Here is an 18,529-nt window from a genome sequence, read left to right as displayed (position 1 = left end):
GTTCTGTCCATGCCGCACCGTATTTAGTGCGGCAGTCAATCCTTATTGATTTCTTAATGCTGATATAAGATCAGATTTAAGTATTTGTTTTACTGGAATAATACAAGCCATATAGGAAAATCCAAGCAACAGTATCAATGACGCCCCAACTTGTAAAGCATCTGGTACCGGCACCGCATCACTATATTGACTCGTCAATGTATACAAACCTAACCCTAATATAATACTCAAAAGTATACCGATTAATAACGGCGTGAACGCATCTTTGACAACCAACATGGTAATACGTTTTGGTTTAGCACCAACAGCCATTCTGACACCCAGTTCGTAACGACGCATTTGTGTTCCATAAGATACCACCCCATAAATACCTGCGCATGCAAGTAACAACGCTAACACGCTTAAGCTCCCACTCAACCAAGCTGCTAACCGGTATTTGAATACCAAATCTTGACTTGTCTGCTCAACATCCAGAAACTCAAGCACAGCCAAATTAGCATCTACCTTCTCCAATTCCATCACAATATCCGTTTTATTAAACAATGCCTTGTCTGATACTTTCAGCATTAAGTTTAAACGCATAGGGCTCATAGCAAAATAGGTAACACCCGCGTATTTTTCTTGCGTGAATGCGTTGTAATGATCCGCCACGACCCCAATAACTTCAAAGCCTTGATCAGGTGAAAAGAACATTGACTCACCGACGGCATTCTCTTTACCAAATGCATTGATTGCAACTGAACGACTCACCAACATAACTTTACTTTTGTCTTCAATGTCTGCTTGCGTGAAATTTCTGCCGTAGAGAATTGGCTGCTCCAACACAGAGAAATAATCAAGGCCGATGGTATTAAAACCAAATAACCCGAGGCGGTTCCCTTCCGAATCAATAAATGGACTTGAGAAATCACCTTTTCTGATTGGCGAGATGGTACTTTTTACTGCAGCTTGTACCTGTGGCAATGCTAAAAAATGCTGCTTGAGCTGTTCAATCAACGCCAACTTCGCTTCTCGTGATGGGTAATTGTCACCCGTTTCAATTTGTAAGCTGTACACATTCTCTACATTAATACCCAGTGGTTTTGTTGCCATCTTCAGTGTTGCCTGTAATACAGTTGACGTGGCAAATAACATTAAGCCAGTTAAGGTAACCTGCGATATAACCAAGGTTTTTCGTAAAACCGGTGATATCTGTTTTTGCGTCCCCTTTCCACTTGCCGTCAAATGTTGTTTTAAACGCTCATGATCAACACTTTTGCTCGCCACCCAGGCTAAAACAACCGACAACACCAATGCCACAATCAATGCAAATCCGACGGTCATAACATTGATACCGAGCTCATCTAAACGATTAATCGACCCTTGTGCCAGATATTGAGTCAATACCAATAGCCATGCTGCCAATAAAAGCCCAAAGGCTGATGCGCTTAGCACGATGATCAAACTTTCCACCAATAAATGCTTAAAAATATGCTTTGGTTTCGCCCCCACGCTTGCACTAATTGCCAACATACTCTGCTTTTTAATCACATGAGACAAATACAAATTCACAATATTGGCAAACGCAATAAGTAACAGTACCAAAGCGCCAGCAAATACCATCAGCGAAATAAATGGATTATCGCCTTTGATCACCTTAGTTAACGGCGCCAAATCAGCTCTATGTTCGTAATCTTTAAAGTCAACGGCAAATTCACTACTTTCAATTGACTGTGTTAATGCTCTATCTAGTAACCCTTGTAAAGGGGACAAACTTTGCTTCGCGATATTTTTTTGTACCGTAACTAAATTGCGTGACGCATTTCTAAACTCTTTTTCACTTATTCCTGCTTGCGCCATGGGTAGATATAAACGGCTTTTTCCGTAGAAACTCAAAGGCTCTGGATCTCGAAAATTATCATTGACGACACCAATAATTTGTAAACTAACGCCATCAAAATCTAAGCTTTGACCAATGACATTAGATGCACCGCCAAAATCAGATTGCCATAGCGAATAAGAAATAACGGTTTCAGGTAATGCATCTGTTACTTTATCCGTGGCACTAAAGTTTTGCCCTAACACTAACTGTGCACCGAGCAGTGGTAGGTATTCATGACTAACATACATCACCACTTCTACAGGTTTATCCGCTCGACTCGTAATACGACCACGTCTTTGCGTCAGCATGGCTGATTCATAACCCGCTTGTTTAGACGCTTGGTACATGGCGATTTGCCCGCCCTCACTTTGCCCCCCTATATTATCAATGCCATCTTGATGTAAGTTTTGCTTTAAAACATACAGCTGTTCCGCATTTTTATAAGGGAGCGGCTTAAGCAACACCACCTGATTTAAATTAAATGCCGCCAATAAAGCACCGAGCGTCAATGCCAAAGTTAAGATCATAATGAGGGTAAACCCCGGCGCTTTTTGTAAGCCAGCTACGACCTGCTTGATATGTGAGGTTACTTTCATTATACCGCCTCACTGAGAGCTGGCACGGGAACAATTTTTCCATCTAATAAGTTATACTGCTTAGATGCAAAATTTGCATAACGCGGATCATGCGTCACCATACATATTGTCGTCCCCTGCCGATTCAATGTACGCAACAACGTCATTACCGCATCTCCATTGTGAGAATCTAGGTTGCCCGTCGGTTCATCAACTAGCAATATCGTTGGGGCACCAACCAGTGCTCGAGCAATCGCGATACGCTGCTGTTGCCCACCTGATAATTGATTTGGCCTATGTTCTGCTCGATGTGCCATTTCAACTTGAGTGAGCGCTTTCTTAACCGCTTTATCAATATCGGTTTCTTGTACTGCCGGTTCCCTATAACGCAGCGGAAGCGCTACGTTTTCAAACACACTTAATTCGTCGATCAGATTAAACGACTGAAATACAAAACCAATTTTTAAATTCCTATACTCAGCCCGTTGGTCTAAATCCAATTCTTCAACGGCTTCACCTTCAATGAAATAGCGGCCATCACTTGGTGAGTCAAGCAAACCTAAAATCGAAAGTAATGTTGATTTACCACACCCCGAAGGGCCTGAAATTGATACAAACTCACCTTGGTAAATATCCAAGTCAATTGCTTGTAATGCATGTGTTTCAATACTTTCAGTGAGGTATACTTTACTTAATTGCTTGAGTGAAATGCTCGCTTTTTTATCGATTGATGCTGTCATGATAGAGTCCTTATAATTTTAGTTCGATGGTATCTTCAGCATGCTGATCTATTGCTGATAAGATAAGTTCTTCGCCTTGAATCGCGCCTGAAAGTAATTGAATTCGTTGGCCACTTCTTTGACCCAATGCAATCCAAGTTTTTGTCGCACTTTTTCCATTGTCAGAGACTTTGTAAACTTGTACCCGTGTTTGAGGCTTAGCATTAACGGGAATGGGTATCGTCAACGTTTGCGGTATTACCCCTAAATTAATGACCGCAGCAATATTCAGTGAGGGTCGCGCATTATTCGGCAACTGACCGACCAAATCGAGTTCTACTTCAACATGACCGTCTGTCACAACAGGATCGATACGTTTTACCAAAGCATCCGCTTTTCCTCCTCTGGTATCTATCACTGCTGACATGCCTATTTCTAGCCCTTGCAATTCTCTTTGTGGCACTTTTACTAACGCGATTAATGAATCAACACTTCCCACTAAGGCAATCTGAGATCCCATCGCTAAGCTTTGCCCTATTTCGATTGGTAACGTTTGTAGCATGCCTTCAATGCCCGCAACCACGTTAAGCCTTTGAGCTTGTGATTTCGCCAGCGCCATTAAGCTCGCCTTTTCGTTAAGTTTTTGCTCTTCGATTTGCGCAGCCTGTAAGTGCAATTGCGTCACTTTCGCTTTTTTGTTTTCTAAATGTTGATAGCGCAATGTCAATTTATCAACTTTGGCTTGACTGTCCAGTAGATCTAGCGCAGATACAACCCCTTGTTTAGCTAACCCTTTTTCTGCATTAAGACGTGAGAGAGCAACCTGCAAATCGACTTTGAGTTCTTGTAATAACTGCTCATCGGATAGTTTCTCACGCTCCTGTTTAAGCAAGAGTTGTCCAACAACCGCCTTCTGTGCGTTATATGTCATTTTTGCTTGTAGCACTGCTTGCTCAATTTCAGGGTTACTCAGCTTTACAATCACACTGTCTCTTGTAACTAAAGACCCAGGCTTTATTAATATTTGCTCTACAACTGCACTATAAGGTGCTGTCAAAAATCGCTGTTGCTTTGACTGTAAATTGCCAAACCCCTTTGCTTCTAGCGCCAAATCTTGTTGTGCTACTTTTGCTCGCCATAAATCATGACTTGCTACCGCTGTTTTATCAAAACGATTAATCATCAGTGTCACCAATACACCAACTATCATAATAAGCATAGCCATTATAGCCACCGCTTTACCGCTCAGATGCTTTTTGCTTTCAACCCTTACTTTATCCATGATGAATACCTTTATCCAATTGACATAAGATATAAAGCAAATTCGATACCAAACAAAAAGCATCATTATATCAAATAGTTACAATTTAAAAATTGAATGAATCATAAAGATTCCCGAAATCGAGAATACGAAAATTCCCGATTTCGAATTAACCAGCACTACTTAAAGTGCGCTTTTTGAGGGCAATAAAGTTCAAATTTTTGAGAAAAATACGATGAAATAGATGCACAAAGTAAAATCACGATTCGCCTACCAGGCATGGTTCTATATCGGCGAAGAACTAGGGGCTGTTGATCTTTGCTGTTCTATTTTTGCTCTCTTTGAGCATGCTTTTATCGCGGCGCTTAATGTGTGGTTTATAATCTAAGCGAATATTAAGCAACAAAGAGAAAGGGGTGCTCAAAGAACCGGTAGGCAGCACTTGATTGGCTTTTCTACTATGTTATCGGCTGACTCACATGGAATAACCATGCTACGCAGCCTCTGTCTTGTATAAAATTCAATCAAGCTGCTGCAAAAACGAACCTGAAAGATCAACAGCCCCTAGTAACCTACAAGTTCTGCATACCCTTTTGCAGTAAAACCTCCAACGCTTGTGACGCGACCTTCCCAATAAGGGATGCTTAATTGGTTCCTAGCGTCTTTATTTACACTGTTAATAATGGTTGTATCAAACCCGGTAACATCAAGGTGCCATTGAGTTGGGTACCGTTTACCATCCAGTGATACGTGCTCAATTGGTTGCAGCGAAATCTGTGAGTCTGCAAGGTGTTGCACTTCACCACTGCTCAAAATATGAGAACCACTACAATGGTCGTATTCTTGCAGCGCATTTCTAATACAAAATACCATCAAGGCCCCATTATCCGCATTATTGGCCTGTAAGCTGAACCAATCCCACCCGGTATGCTTTGGGTCAATCAATGATGACGACCACTCTCTATCCAACCACGCCTTTCCAGTGACTTTATAGCGCTTGCCAAAGAACTCAAGTGCGCCTTTTGCGTGTAAAAATGGGTAACTATAATAATACGACGCATGACCTTGCATCGTTTTTTGGCTGTATCCTTTATCACCATGCAATGCCATTACACTGTTGTGTAACGCCAATTGTGCCGAAAAACCACCTTGCTTCGCCATCAAGTTCAAGGGGAAGGTCTGATCTGCCCCTCCTTTAAGATACCAATTATCGATTCGCGCAACAAAAGGCGCAGCTGCGATTTCAACCTGCCCTGCCCGTGCAAACTTTTCAAATGCTTTGTGCGTTTGGTTATTTTGAATAGCAAAATGTGCAAAGTAAAGTTGCCCATCCCACCAACGAGAACTTCTCGCGTCAGTGTTTCCAACTGACATACGAAACAAGGTCCACTGCACACCAAATTCAGTGCCATCATCCGCTTCTAAATTTGCTGTTACGTACCACCACTCGATACCTTGCGCTAAGTGCGCTCCATGGTCTTGAGGAAATGAAAGTAACGTATTAGGCTCAACATCCACACCCAACTTCGGGACTGCATTGATGGAAACTTCACGACCCTGTTGCATTGGTTCACACCCAACCAATAGCAAAATGAATAAGCAAATTGATATCACAGAAGTTAACATTGTTATTCCTTTACAAGTGCATGTGTTCACTGGGCGTGTTCCGTATTAATACCTTACGAAGTGGTATGGCGCTAAACACTAACGCTGCGATGAAAATACTGACAATAAAAGTCGTTAACACTGACCAATCTATGGTTAATGCCATGCTCCAGCCAAATGCAATAGGCATAACATAGTTGAGTAGAACCCATCCTAATAACACACCTAAAGGAACAGCGAGCCCTAAAGTTGCTCCTATAATGAGGCCAGTTTGTAAAAGCTTAGCACCTAAAAGCGTGCGATTTGATACACCCAACCGTTGTAAAACCGTAATGGGTTCTAACTGCTGGCGCCCTAAGGTTAAAAAGCTCACCCACATACCAAATAATGCGATCAATATAATAAAAAAATTCAAAGCACTGGTAACGGTAAACGTACTGTTAAATAGCCTTTTAGCAAACGCTTTAAACTGCCTGTTTTCAATAATTTGCGAGCTATCTAGGGCATGTAATGTCATTAATTCATCTCGAATGCCCGAAGCACTTTTGGCATCTTCAAGCCATAATGATACCCCATATTGCTGAAAGCGAATCGTACTGCTAAGCATGGCATCGGTCGTACTCACAAATGCTAATGCCTGTTCACCATAATCATAAAATGCACCCGTTATGACACATTTTAAATAGCGATTTTGTTGCTGAATAATGACTTTATCGCCAACGGAGAACTGATATTTCAGTAACCCAGGTTCATTAATGAGGCATCCGTGATAGCTTGATTCAACTCGAAAGTGACGAGGCGTAACCGATTTATCTCCTAATAAATTAAGATGTGAATAATATTCACTACTTTGCCCAAAACTCATTAATTTTGCAGAATAAATGTGATCAGGCTCCCCCGTATTTTTTATCACTTCAACGGGAGCATGCCAGTACACACCGACCCGCTCAATATCTTGGCGCTGTGCTAATGTATTTTTCAATTCATCTAATTTGTCTTCGACCCGAATATACAAATCGGCACTGAGTCGCTTCGTTAAATGTTTATCAAGTGCATCACTAAAGCTGCCCACCATAATTTGCATGCTGATTGCCGCCCCCACAGCCATCAGCATCGCTAATACCGAAGAAGATAACGCCGACAATTGATTACTACTGTCTGCACGTAGCCATAACAACACCACATTTTTTGTTGGCCAATTAACAACAAATACCGACTTAATCGTAACAGGGGTAACAATAAAAAATAGCATTAATACCCCTACGCAAAGCATTAAGGCCTCCACTTCTGTGACGGCAAAAAAATAGTAATATCCAGTTATAAAAACCGTAACGAAAACAGCAGTAAATCTCAGCCAAACAAACTTTAAATGACGATGACGCACCTGCATCAAGACAAACCCGAACAACACAACCCCATTTAAAATGAACGCCAATAAAACTAGCCACCAATCAAATGATACGACCAATGCTCGATCCAGTTTATAGAGACTTTGTAAGGTGCTTGATACATCTAGCACTAATAAATTAGCTAACACACTGCCTAAAACTGCGCCGAAAATGGCTGCAATGAAACTTAGCGCTATCAGCTCAACAATGAGTGCTTTAAGCAACATTTTCATACTACACCCAAGAATAAACAGTTGTTGTTGTAAGGTTTGCCTAGACGTATAAGCCAATTTGATTGCATTAAAACTCAAAAATGCGCCTACCACATATCCTAATAGCGCCAATGCTTTCAGATTCAAAAAAAACGCCTGTGACAACCCATCAAATGCTTGCTCTTCAACACTCTCTACTCGACCAACCGTCGACGTTAGTGCTTTGATAATACTGAGTGCCAGCTGAGGGTCCGCTGTATCATTCGTTACTTCAAAGTAACTAATTTGGCCGTTTGCCTGTAGTAATGTGTCAGCCACATGAATATCAACTAGCCCGCTTTTTCCTAGCCCCTCCATCGCAATGACGGGCATGCTTTGCTCTGCATTTTCGAATATGAGTACGGGGTTGTCGGGGTCTAAACCTAACCGGATAATCATAGTCGGGTCTAAATACAGCGTGTTCAAAAATGACATCGGCGTGGCTGCCGTTTGACTTCTTGATAAAGGAGCGATTACATTTTGCGCTGCCGACGTTTTATTGAGCCACTGCAATAAATTAACTCCTTTTATTCTTAACTGTTGACCGGCTTGGGTTTTTATCGTCCCTTCTAATACTGGTTGCGCTGATGTTACGCCCTTTGCACGCAATTGCTCCCACAGTGCAAAAGGCAGATAGTTTTGCCCTAAAATGGGGCGAATAAAATGACTGATGGGGTGATTAATCATCGCCGTTGTTGACTGATACCGTTTTGCAGCTTCAAAATTGAGGCCTTGGATGGCTGTTAACAGGGCACTGCCTAAACTCAGACCCACCAAAAAGAGGACGAGTAGTCCAAAGTGACGGCGATAGAACCCCCAATATGTCAGTAAAATAAGCTTAAATTCAACCATGCAATTGACCATCTTTCAGTGTCAGTTGCATAGGTAATTGTGAGGCTAACCGCGTACTGTGCGTAACTAATACCAGATTAATTGCACGCTCATCACATAGTTCAATGAGTAACTCGAGTACGTCTTGAGCACGTTGGGTGTCTAAATTTCCTGTTGGTTCATCTGCAAGTAGTAAATTTGGTCGATTTAATAATGCACGCGCGATCCCTACTCGCTGCTGTTCTCCTCCTGATAATTGTTGCGGCAAAGCATCTAACTTATGCGCAATGCCCAACCGCTCTGCCAAACTTATTATTTCATCTTCGCCACAAGGCATTTTATTGAGACGCGCCTGAAAAGTAATATTGTCTTTTACGCTGAGCGGACTGAGTAGCTGATATTGCTGAAAAATAATTCCGATAGAACGGCGGTAATAAGCGAGCTGTTGGGCTTTCAAATCACTAATGACTGTATTATTCACAATCACCTCACCCGAGTCTGGTTGCAGTAAGCCCGCAAGTAAATTCAACAATGTAGATTTACCCGAACCACTATCTCCTACTAACGCAAGTTGTGTTGCTGGTGTAATAGCCAAAGAAATGTCATTCAATATTTTGCGCTTTATATCTCCATCAACGCGTGAAAATATGACATTTTTAAGTTCTATCATCCGTATACCACCCAGAGTGTAAAATTCGACCAATAAATATTATTACAAATTAAAACATAAAGTTATGTATACACATAGTCAAAAATATTACTTCGTAAGGTTTAAGTTAAGAATTATTCAGCATACATTGAGTTAATTGCTATTGCACAGTAAGACCTTCTTCGCTTAGATAATAACGCGTTTTAATTATAAGGAAACATATCATGCAAGCTTTGCATTTCGCATTGAGTCTTGGTCTCTTAACTTCGTCAGTTCTCACAAGCAACACCGTACCAGCATCTGAGCTGGGATCAGCAAACACCGATTGGCAAAATTACAACAGCAAAAAATACCTTGGTTTTAAGTATCCGTCGGGCGCTCAAAATGCCGTCAGCATTACCTTTGATGATGCGCGAGACAGCCAAATAACCGTGGGGATGGATATTTTCGCTAAACATCAAGTTAAAGGGACTTTTTATGTTGTGCCTGAAAGTGTATCTCGCCAGCTAACTGGGTGGAAAAAAGCCGTTGAATATGGTCATGAAATTGCAAATCATACCAGCAACCATACGTGTACTGGCAATTTTGAATGGCTAAGAGCTCGGGGAATGAGCCTTGAAAATGTCACCCTTGACTGGTTGAAAAATGATATAGAGCAAGCCAATAGCTACCTCAAAACGCACTTAGGTATTATCCCTACCAGTTTTGCCTACCCATGCGGAAACACCTTTGTCGGTCGAGGTGTTGATACGCGCAGCTACGTGCCGCTGATTGCACAACAGTTTCAATTTGGTCGCACATGGAATGATGAGACCGCCAATAACCCAAACTTCACTGACTTTGCTCAGCTGACTGCAATTCGGATTGACGGACAGAGCTTTAAACAAATTAAAACCACGCTTGAATCGGTCAAGCATAATAATAGCTGGATAATTCTTGCCGGACATGAAGTGGGCGAAAAAGGCTTATATACCGTAGATAAAACCGTGCTTGATCAACTTATTACCTATTTAAAAGACCCTAAAAATGGCTATTGGCTAGAGACGGTCAATACCATAGGCAGCTATATAAAACAGCATAGAAAAGCGCCGTAATACGGTGTAATTGTCAATTTTAATATCTCGGCCTACACTTCTGCACTATAGAAAATGCAGCCTCGATTTGCATTTTAATTATGACATACATGCGTCAATTTAAGGAAGTTTAGGTATGGAAAACACCCCTTGTGATTCAACGATTGTTTCAGCGGCTATCTATCCACCAATCGGTGTAATGCGTGTTGGCAATAGTCCGTCTGAGTACTTTATTGGTCCAGAAGTCAGTGAACCACTCCCACAATCGCCTAGTTTTTACCGTGATAGCACTGGCGCTTTAAAGCGCCAAGCTGCACGTTTTCGGATATATGGATTGAATGCGAACGGCGAAGTCGTTAAGGAGCTGACAGCCAACAATGCCAATATAACGTGGCATGCACAACTTGCGAATCAAAAAGCCTCTTGGTACAAATTTGAAATCGCATTAGATATTCCAGAAGCAGCGGATGCAAAACCTTCTATTTTACGTAACGCCAAAGTAGAAGGTGAAAAGCGACGCGGTTTGTTAATTGACGGTGCTAAACACACTATATCGGGCTGTAATACGCCAGGAAATGATACGCAGTTTGTGGGGCAGTTCAATGAAGTAAAAGTATACTTAGGTGAAATGACCACTGACTCTCAAGGACGGTTAGTGATGCTAGGTGGGCATGGTAAATCAGCGAATCCACTCGGGCATCAAGCAATTACTTTTGGCAATAACGAGGGCTGGTATGATGATACCTCTGATGGCCCAATTAATGCCGACGTCGTCTATGACGGTGTATCATTATCGGTAAAACCTGGCTGGGTTGTATGTGCACCGCCTGATTATGCCCCGATGCAAAAATCTGTCAGAACAATGTGGGACTTAATGCGCGATATCGCCGTTGGCGCCCACATGTTACCTGTTCCGGGCAAGCCTTCCTTTACCCACGACATTTTACCTATTTTCCAACGTATGACCGACTTACAGTGGGTTAATGCCGGTTTTGCTGCGGGCTTTGGGTGGCAGAGCCCATTTGATTTTACATCAGAACTTTGGCTAACACGTTTAAGTGATCCTTCTGCAACATGGCAAGAATCAAGACGTACTTTGTTTAACAATTTTAGAAATTTAGACACCCAATTTGATATTGGCGAGAACCCTATGTCGGTTACCGCATGGGATCCAACAAACGCATCCTTGTCTCCACAACAATGGCCATGGATCTATGGCGATGCAATGAGCATTGATGCAAACGAGTCACCTCGACAGTTTTTAACGCTGACTCGACTGCAGCTTAATGCATTATCGCAATGGGTTGATGGAGAGTTTATTGCCGATTATGACCCAGCTCGCACAGCACCTACGGCTATTGATGATGTTCCAGTTACAGAGCAACCCGATATGCTGACCAAAGCAGCGATGGATTTTTGTTTGGCTGATGCATTTCATCCTGGCTGCGAAATGACATGGCCGATGCGCAGTGTCGGTATGTATAGTGAAGCCTTTAGATTGCGCCATGCTGAGGACACCTCCCCAACACACGATGTTAATTTTGGCCCTGTACTAACACCACATACAGCTCTCTCTTTCGACGGCCCAATAAATAATGGACAAATAGCCGGGGGGATCACCCGCTGGATGGCCATTCCTTGGCAAACAGATACTGCGTCTTGTAGAGATGGATACAATACAGCGCTCGACCCATATTTACCGACCTTTTGGCCTGCGCGCGTCCCAAATAATATGTTAAACCAAGAAAACTACAACAAAGTCATCAACGAAAGTTTACCCATCGATGAGCGACAAGCTGCGTTTAACGAACGAGAGTTTTGGCTTGATGATTTACCCATTGGCCCCACAACTGACTACACGGCACAAATCAACGACATGATTGATAACTTTGATAAATTGGCGGTCGTACTTCCAAAAACGGAAAAAGGCGTGAGTGGCTTTCCAAGTACCATGCAAGTCGGCTTAACACCTGATTCAAATGCCCCCGTTAGCGCATTAAAATCTACAGTTCAGCACAAAGCTAAAAAGGGTATTCGCCCTGACTTAAGCCTAACAGAAAAAGCACATCGCTTTATCAAAAAAAGCTAACAACGATGACAACAACGCAATTGCCAAAAACGCAAGTTGCGATAATAGGAGCTGGTGTAGGGGGCTGTATTGCAGCTCTTGCACTCGCGCCCTATTATTGTGTAACGCTTATTGACAAAGAAGCCGCACCAATTAACAAAATTGGCGAGTCATTAGCACCTGCTGCACTGCGCATTTTAACTCAGCTAAAACTAGCACATTTACTCGATAATAAACGCCACATACTCAGCCATGGTACGTTATCTTATTGGGGCTCGTCTGAACCTACTTTAATAGACAATTTAAGAAACCCAGATGGATTCGGTTGGCACCTAGACAGATCCTACTTTGAAACACAACTACGTAATGCTTGTATTGATGCAAAAATTCACTGCATATGGCCGGCTCAATTAACTGACAGTGTTGCCACTGATGAAGGCTGGCAACTTTCATTGCAACACGACAATAGCCCACTTCAACTCAATGCCAACACCGTGATTGATGCATCAGGTCGTCATTGCGCTTTTGCACGCCAACAAGGTATTACTCGCCAGCAATTTGACAAACTCATGTCAATTGGGTTCACTGCAAATGTCAATATCACAAAGAAAACAGCGCTGATCAGTCACACAGATGAAGGTTGGTGGTATAGCGCTCCAATTCATAACCCTGAAAAAAGCCCGACTCAGGCGCAACAAAAAAGAGTGTTTTCGTGGTACGCAGATGCAAAATTGATAAAAAAGGCACGTATAACTGACCCATCTCAGCTATTAAATCGGGCTAAAAGTATACCTGGATTCACCATACTTTCATCCAGAATAGATGGGAAAAATGCGCAACTACACCCTCTAGTGGCAGCGAATTCGTCAAAGTTAGTGAGTTGCTCTGGTAAGAATTGGTTTGCTTTAGGGGATGCAGCCCTAAGCTTTGATCCGCTGTCTTCCCAAGGTATGTTCAATGCGATGGCCTGTGCTATTCAATTAAGCGAATTACTTATAAATAATGGTTTAACGCACGCTGAGAATATACCGCTATACCAACAACAAGTAGACAAAATTTGGCTTAGCTACCTCGCTCATCGAGCGCTCTATTACAAAATGGTATCATAAAAACAAATAAACTATTTAACCTCAGGTTTGGATAAGGGTTTTGGAATAGAAAATGTTTTTGTATATAAACTTACGTACAATCCAATGATGATATTTTGTTCAATATCAAGGCGCTTTTATGCAGTAATAGCGGGCTATTACAAATGAAAGCAACGCCGAGAGTGAGAAAAATAGCTTTATTGGACAAATTCGCTTATCCAGAGCTGAGGTTATTTACATTTAAAGAACAATATGTAAACGTAACAGGGACTTAAATAAAAGGATACTTACAATGAAAATGACGTTAAATAAAAAGAATATAAAGCTATTATCACAACAACAAGATTTAGCTACAAAACACACTCCAGCAATTGCTGGCGGTCGAGTGCCTGATACGGTATTTTGCCGTACAAAAATCGAATCTTGTAAAGTGGTCTGTTTTTGGTCAATTCAAGGCGGCGATCATACCTGTATTTAAATTCACAGTTTAGATCTCGGTAGTCGTGCCGTTTTATACATCGTAATAACGCACTTCTACCGCTTAGTCTCCTTCCTCATGCAACTTTATTAAAAACCCACAGAAAGCTATGTGTTCACCAAAAAGCCACGTATAATTCCCGCGTTTAAAAATTTATGTTTGCTTAAATTTCAATATTTTATCACTTGAGGTAATTCATGCTGCTCGATGCCATTTTCGTTAATTTTATTATCATCAGTTTTTGTTTGGCCGTAACTTGTATCATTATGGCAATCACTAAAAAATCATCCAGCAAAGATGCTCGTTTACAAACCAAAGTTGAATACGGGTTGTTTGCCAGCAGCGGGATTATTGCAGGTGCGCTCGCCCTATATGGTTATGTTGGATAAAGCCTCCTGACACTCCCTGACAGGGTGATGTGTTTTACTTGCTGTGACTTATAAATCACTCAAGGAAAACACATTATGACTACCAATATCATCGAAGTCGTTAAATTTGAATTAGCCGGTGGCGTAACAGAGCAGGACTTTATGTTAGCGAATGAGGAGTTTGAAACTTTTTTGAACGCACAACCGGGTTTGCTTTATCGCTCACTCGCCAAACAACAAAACAGCTCTGTGTATATTGATGTTGTATACTGGAACACACTCAATGATGCAACGCGAGTACAACAAGCTTTTTATGACTCACCACACAGTAAAAAGTTTATGCAACTGATCAATGAAGACAGTGTTGAGCTGACGCATAACCGCGTGATAGCCCAAACAGCATGTACTAACTGACCTACTAGGGTGTAAATGTGCATAAATCTGAAAGACTCTTTCAATTAGTCAACGTTTTAAAAGGCCGCCGACTTGCGACAACGGCTGCACAGCTGGCTGAGCATTTCCACGTTTCAGAACGCACCATTTACCGTGATATTCAAGACTTACAAAGCTCAGGAGTGCCAATTGAGGGTGAAGCAGGTATCGGTTATTTGATAGCCAACTGCCCGCTTCCCCCTATGATGTTTACCGTAGAAGAGCTCTCCGCTTTATTGCTTGGCACCAAAATGGTTGGCGCATGGACAGATCCAACCTTAAGTGAACATGCCAAATCAGCGATGGCAAAAATCGAAGCTGTTTTGCCTACCCATTTAAAGCAATCTCAAGATGATTCACCCTATTTAGTCTCTAGCTATAGCCATGACAGTAAGCAGCAAGCGCTTAACAAGCAGCTGCGTCATGCAATTGAAAATAAACAGTGTTTGCACCTTGCCTACTCGGACGTTAATCACACCTCCACAATGCGTCAAATAGAGCCCCTTGGACTGGTATATTGGGGTGGAAAATGGACCCTCGTGGCGTTTTGCCAATTAAGACGTGACTACCGAGAGTTTAGAGTCGACAGAATAGCTTCTGCCACAACATTAAGTACACACTTTAATACCTCAGATGATAAAAAGTTGTCCCATTATGTTGCGCTTGTTACCGCCAAATACGCAAATTGTGCAAATAAAAGTTAGCTGATAGTTTTATTCCTACAGTAATCACATGCTTAGCCTGCACTTACAAAGCAGCAACAAAGTAATAACAACGAATTTAATCACGCTGCCTACACTTAATAGTATGATGGTTAACCCATTTGGTGATGTATGAAAACAGTCGTAAAATGGTTGGCAGGAAGCATTTTTGTAATACTAGTCATAACGTTAGGTTGGCGAATGTTAAGCCAAGATGATGCGTATAAAATGCGCCAAGTGAAGGCAGTTGCCACATCGAATAACCATCATATTCTTGACTTTTATCCACATATTTCACAGTCAAAACGCCCTAGAGACCCCTACTCGTTTCCCATTCCTTTAGGCGCAGTTGGACCCAACACCAACCTTTACTCAGGCCCCAATCAATACCCATTTTTTTGTATGACACTTGACTCAGGTTTAGGTCTCCCTGAAGTCGATAATCATGATGGTGACGGAGTATCTGTATACGACCCACAACAAAAACTACTGGGTTATAGTAAAGATTGTGGCGTGAAATCCCGTATTGAATACTACACCATAGATACGCCGTTAGTGCCACGGAAACTCACAGATAATGAAGATGTTTCTGGTTTTTCGGGCCCTTTATTTAGAGTTGAGCAAGGCACAATTAACCGCTTTATTTATACCATCATCGTGCCTATTACACCGCTTGATATACCTCACCGCAATACGTCATCTTTGTGGAATAAACGGCTTATCTATCAATTTAATGGTGGTTCTGGCATTGGCTATCGTCAAGGCAGGCAAACAGCCTGGAAAGTAATGAAACGCCAAGCACAGCAACTCCTAGATGGATATGCAATCATCAGTTCAAGCGGCAATAAAACCAGCTACACCTACAATATGCTACTGGCAGAAGACACCGCAAGGCGTGTTAAGAAACAGTTTGTGAGTCTCTATGGTGAGCCTTTATATACCGTTGGTATTGGGGGCTCTGGCGGTGGACTCGCCCAATACCTCATTGCCCAAAATAGTACCGGAATTTTGGATGGCTTACTGCCATTGTATAGCTACCCAGATATGATAACCCAAACCACTTATGCGCTCGATTGCGACTTGCTAAATAACTATTTTACGTTTCGGGCCGACGATAAAAAAATCTGGCGCAATTGGGATCGCCGCCGCTTAATTGAGGGTATGAATGCCATAAACGACTTTCCACAACGCGCAGGCTTTCTTCAGCCACTTAATCAGTTAATGGCTGGCTTTGTGCCCACATTTCCAGAGGGCAATAGTGAATGTATTAACGGATACTTTGGACTATCCGCGTTTATTAACAACCCAAAACAAGGTTTTTTGCGGGCATTTTTCGCTGAGTCTGTGGTCGAAAAAACCAACTGGAGTTATTGGCAAGATATGCAACACATACTCGGTAAAGATCAGCAAGGGTTTGGCCGCTCTACATGGGACAATATGGGGGTGCAATACGGCTTAAATGCATTAAATAACGGGGAGATTTCCTTCGATGACTTTATCGACATTAATCATAATATTGGTAGCTGGAAACCACAAAACGACATGGCTCAAGAACAAATAGTGACGCCTTTTGGCACAAACCTGCCCCTGTGGTTATCCTTGTGGGGCAATGAGAATATCACAGAACCTGCACCCGCAGCCCCAGCGGCTCGCCATCAAGGTAATATCGACGCAATGCATGCGGCGTATCGTTCAGGACAGGTATTCATTGGTAATATTACCCTCCCCATCATTGATGCTCGTCATTACTTAGAAAATGAGTTAGATATGCACCATATGTCAGCCTCATTTTATAGCCGCTTACGCATTAACAAAGCATTGGGTCATACTCAAAATCACATCATTTGGGTCGCTCATAAAGATCATGACCCAACTCAAGCCGCCTTTGCCATGATGGATAAGTGGCTGCTGGCAATTACCGAGCACACCCCTGAGGGAATATTGAATGCTAAGCCCAAGGAATTGCAAGACACCTGCTTTGATAGTGATGGCAAAGTACATGCCTCTGGCAGTACCGTATTTAATGGGAAATGGAATAAACAAAAAGAGGGCGCTTGCCAGTCTAGATTTCCGATGTTTAGCACCAGTCGTATTGAGTCAGGTGCACCTTGGGCCGGTGATATTTTTAAATGTCATTTAATGAGTATCAACTCTGCCATTGATAAAGGCATATATGCCGCACACAACATGACTGTAGATATGCGAGCTCGGTTGCAAGCAACATTTCCGCATGGCGTTTGTAATTACGACGTACCGGATATGGGCAGACCCAAAGACATTTGAGTTGCAGTGCTTTTAACAAATTTGCTATTGTTGCGTCAATCTTGTTACCCAACAACGGAACCTCTATGCAAGCACTTTTCTCTTACGGTACATTACAACACTCACAAGTACAGCTAGATACTTTTGGTCGATTGTTAGAAGGTGAACCTGATGCATTAATTGGGTATCAACTTGGTGAAGTTGAGATAACGGATGCAGCCGTGATTGCCAGCAGCGGCAAAACCCATCACCCTATCTTAAATTATACAGGGGATCACGATGACATAGTCCACGGTACTGTATTTTCAATAACAGATGCTGAATTAGCGCAAGCCGATGAATACGAGGTAGATGCGTATCAGCGAGTTAGTGCCCCTCTTCAATCAGGAAACACCTGCTGGATTTATGCTTCCGCTGAGAGCTCTCATGACTAAAACGCAAAAGAAGCTTGAACAACAACTCATTCAATTACTCACCAATGCCTGCGAAGAACTAAAAGCTCAGCTTCCGGAGTTTGAATACCTCACTCATTATGGGCAAATGAGTAAACTCAAGCACACGTTAAAAGTTGAGCTTTACTGTTCAAATACACTCAGTGGCAAGCAGCTATCCCAATCATTGGGCGTTATTAATAATGAGATAAAACCTATGGGATTGACATTAAAAGCCCATGATTTACTTATGACCGTTCAATAAAGTATTGCGCCAATATGATAGAGCAAGCTATAAAACGCCCACTTTTATAGCTTGTTTGGCGGGTGAATGACCATATACCGACCTTACAAAATCAATCGCCTTTAATATCGAGTCAATTTTACGGGTTAAAACGCTGCCTCATCGTGTCTGTTGGTTCTCTCGTTACCAAGCTCACAGCACAACTTGTGAATAATTATATTAAATTGTATTTTTGTGTAAAAAC

At 42.1% G+C, this 18,529-nt stretch carries 16 protein-coding genes; 10 read left to right on the top strand and 6 right to left on the bottom strand.

What is annotated here, in order from left to right; all coding sequences use genetic code 11:
* Positions 1-42 precede the first annotated feature (42 nt).
* The 6 genes from J8L98_RS03260 to J8L98_RS03235 all read right to left on the bottom strand — a co-directional run bounded on the left by J8L98_RS03260 (position 43) and on the right by J8L98_RS03235 (position 9,161).
* Positions 43-2,457 carry an ABC transporter permease gene (locus J8L98_RS03260; RefSeq protein ID WP_210995265.1) on the bottom strand — a complete coding sequence of 805 codons (2,415 nt, stop codon included), beginning with the start codon at positions 2,455-2,457 and terminating at the stop codon, positions 43-45.
* Positions 2,457-3,176 carry an ABC transporter ATP-binding protein gene (locus J8L98_RS03255; protein WP_210995264.1) on the bottom strand — a complete coding sequence of 240 codons (720 nt, stop codon included), beginning with the start codon at positions 3,174-3,176 and terminating at the stop codon, positions 2,457-2,459. Before J8L98_RS03255 ends, J8L98_RS03260 begins: the two co-directional genes overlap by 1 nt.
* Positions 3,177-3,186: 10 nt before the next feature.
* A complete protein-coding gene (locus tag J8L98_RS03250; RefSeq protein WP_210995263.1) occupies positions 3,187-4,437 on the bottom strand; it encodes an HlyD family efflux transporter periplasmic adaptor subunit in 1,251 nt (416 codons plus the stop codon).
* Between the two features lie 543 nt (positions 4,438-4,980).
* A complete protein-coding gene (locus J8L98_RS03245) occupies positions 4,981-6,042 on the bottom strand; it encodes a lipocalin-like domain-containing protein (RefSeq protein ID WP_210995262.1) in 1,062 nt (353 codons plus the stop codon).
* Positions 6,043-6,052: 10 nt separating this feature from the next.
* The gene (locus J8L98_RS03240) at positions 6,053-8,512 is read right to left on the bottom strand and encodes an FtsX-like permease family protein (RefSeq protein WP_210995261.1); all 2,460 of its coding nucleotides are present in this window, start codon (positions 8,510-8,512) and stop codon (positions 6,053-6,055) included.
* Positions 8,505-9,161: an ATP-binding cassette domain-containing protein gene (locus tag J8L98_RS03235; RefSeq protein WP_210995260.1), complete on the bottom strand. Its 657-nt coding sequence runs from the start codon at positions 9,159-9,161 to the stop codon at positions 8,505-8,507. The genes J8L98_RS03240 and J8L98_RS03235 overlap by 8 nt, the downstream gene beginning before the upstream one ends.
* 203 nt (positions 9,162-9,364) lie before the next feature.
* Here J8L98_RS03235 and J8L98_RS03230 point away from each other — a divergent pair, with 203 nt between their 5' ends.
* The 10 genes from J8L98_RS03230 (at position 9,365) to J8L98_RS03190 (ending at position 18,306) form a co-directional block, all read left to right on the top strand.
* Positions 9,365-10,234, top strand: a complete 870-nt coding sequence (locus J8L98_RS03230; protein WP_210995259.1) for a polysaccharide deacetylase family protein — start codon at positions 9,365-9,367, stop codon at positions 10,232-10,234.
* A gap of 115 nt (positions 10,235-10,349) precedes the next feature.
* Entirely contained in the window at positions 10,350-12,302 is a 1,953-nt protein-coding gene (locus J8L98_RS03225) for a LodA/GoxA family CTQ-dependent oxidase (protein ID WP_210995258.1), read from the top strand.
* Between the two features lie 5 nt (positions 12,303-12,307).
* Positions 12,308-13,390, top strand: coding sequence for an FAD-dependent monooxygenase (locus tag J8L98_RS03220; RefSeq protein ID WP_210995257.1), 1,083 nt, complete (start codon positions 12,308-12,310; stop codon positions 13,388-13,390).
* A 271-nt stretch (positions 13,391-13,661) separates the two neighbouring features.
* The gene (locus J8L98_RS03215; RefSeq protein ID WP_192509820.1) at positions 13,662-13,847 is read left to right on the top strand and encodes a hypothetical protein; all 186 of its coding nucleotides are present in this window, start codon (positions 13,662-13,664) and stop codon (positions 13,845-13,847) included.
* A 266-nt stretch (positions 13,848-14,113) separates the two neighbouring features.
* On the top strand, positions 14,114-14,236 hold the full coding sequence (locus J8L98_RS25015) for a hypothetical protein (RefSeq protein WP_282098744.1): 123 nt from the start codon (positions 14,114-14,116) through the stop codon (positions 14,234-14,236).
* Positions 14,237-14,311: 75 nt separating this feature from the next.
* On the top strand, positions 14,312-14,629 hold the full coding sequence (locus J8L98_RS03210; RefSeq protein ID WP_210995256.1) for a hypothetical protein: 318 nt from the start codon (positions 14,312-14,314) through the stop codon (positions 14,627-14,629).
* Positions 14,630-14,646: 17 nt separating this feature from the next.
* The gene (locus J8L98_RS25140) at positions 14,647-15,351 is read left to right on the top strand and encodes a YafY family protein (protein ID WP_210995255.1); all 705 of its coding nucleotides are present in this window, start codon (positions 14,647-14,649) and stop codon (positions 15,349-15,351) included.
* Positions 15,352-15,480: 129 nt separating this feature from the next.
* Entirely contained in the window at positions 15,481-17,631 is a 2,151-nt protein-coding gene (locus tag J8L98_RS03200) for a DUF6351 family protein (RefSeq protein ID WP_210995254.1), read from the top strand.
* Between the two features lie 65 nt (positions 17,632-17,696).
* Positions 17,697-18,044 carry a gamma-glutamylcyclotransferase family protein gene (locus tag J8L98_RS03195; protein WP_210995253.1) on the top strand — a complete coding sequence of 116 codons (348 nt, stop codon included), beginning with the start codon at positions 17,697-17,699 and terminating at the stop codon, positions 18,042-18,044.
* Positions 18,037-18,306, top strand: coding sequence for a hypothetical protein (locus J8L98_RS03190; protein ID WP_210995252.1), 270 nt, complete (start codon positions 18,037-18,039; stop codon positions 18,304-18,306). The genes J8L98_RS03195 and J8L98_RS03190 overlap by 8 nt, the downstream gene beginning before the upstream one ends.
* Positions 18,307-18,529: the final 223 nt, after the last annotated feature.

The sequence above is a fragment of the Pseudoalteromonas sp. MMG013 genome, from assembly GCF_018100885.1.
GTDB classification, from domain to species: domain Bacteria; phylum Pseudomonadota; class Gammaproteobacteria; order Enterobacterales; family Alteromonadaceae; genus Pseudoalteromonas; species Pseudoalteromonas aurantia.
The sequence above is the reverse complement of the archived record's forward strand: the minus strand, read 5'-3'. Positions and strand labels throughout refer to the sequence as shown.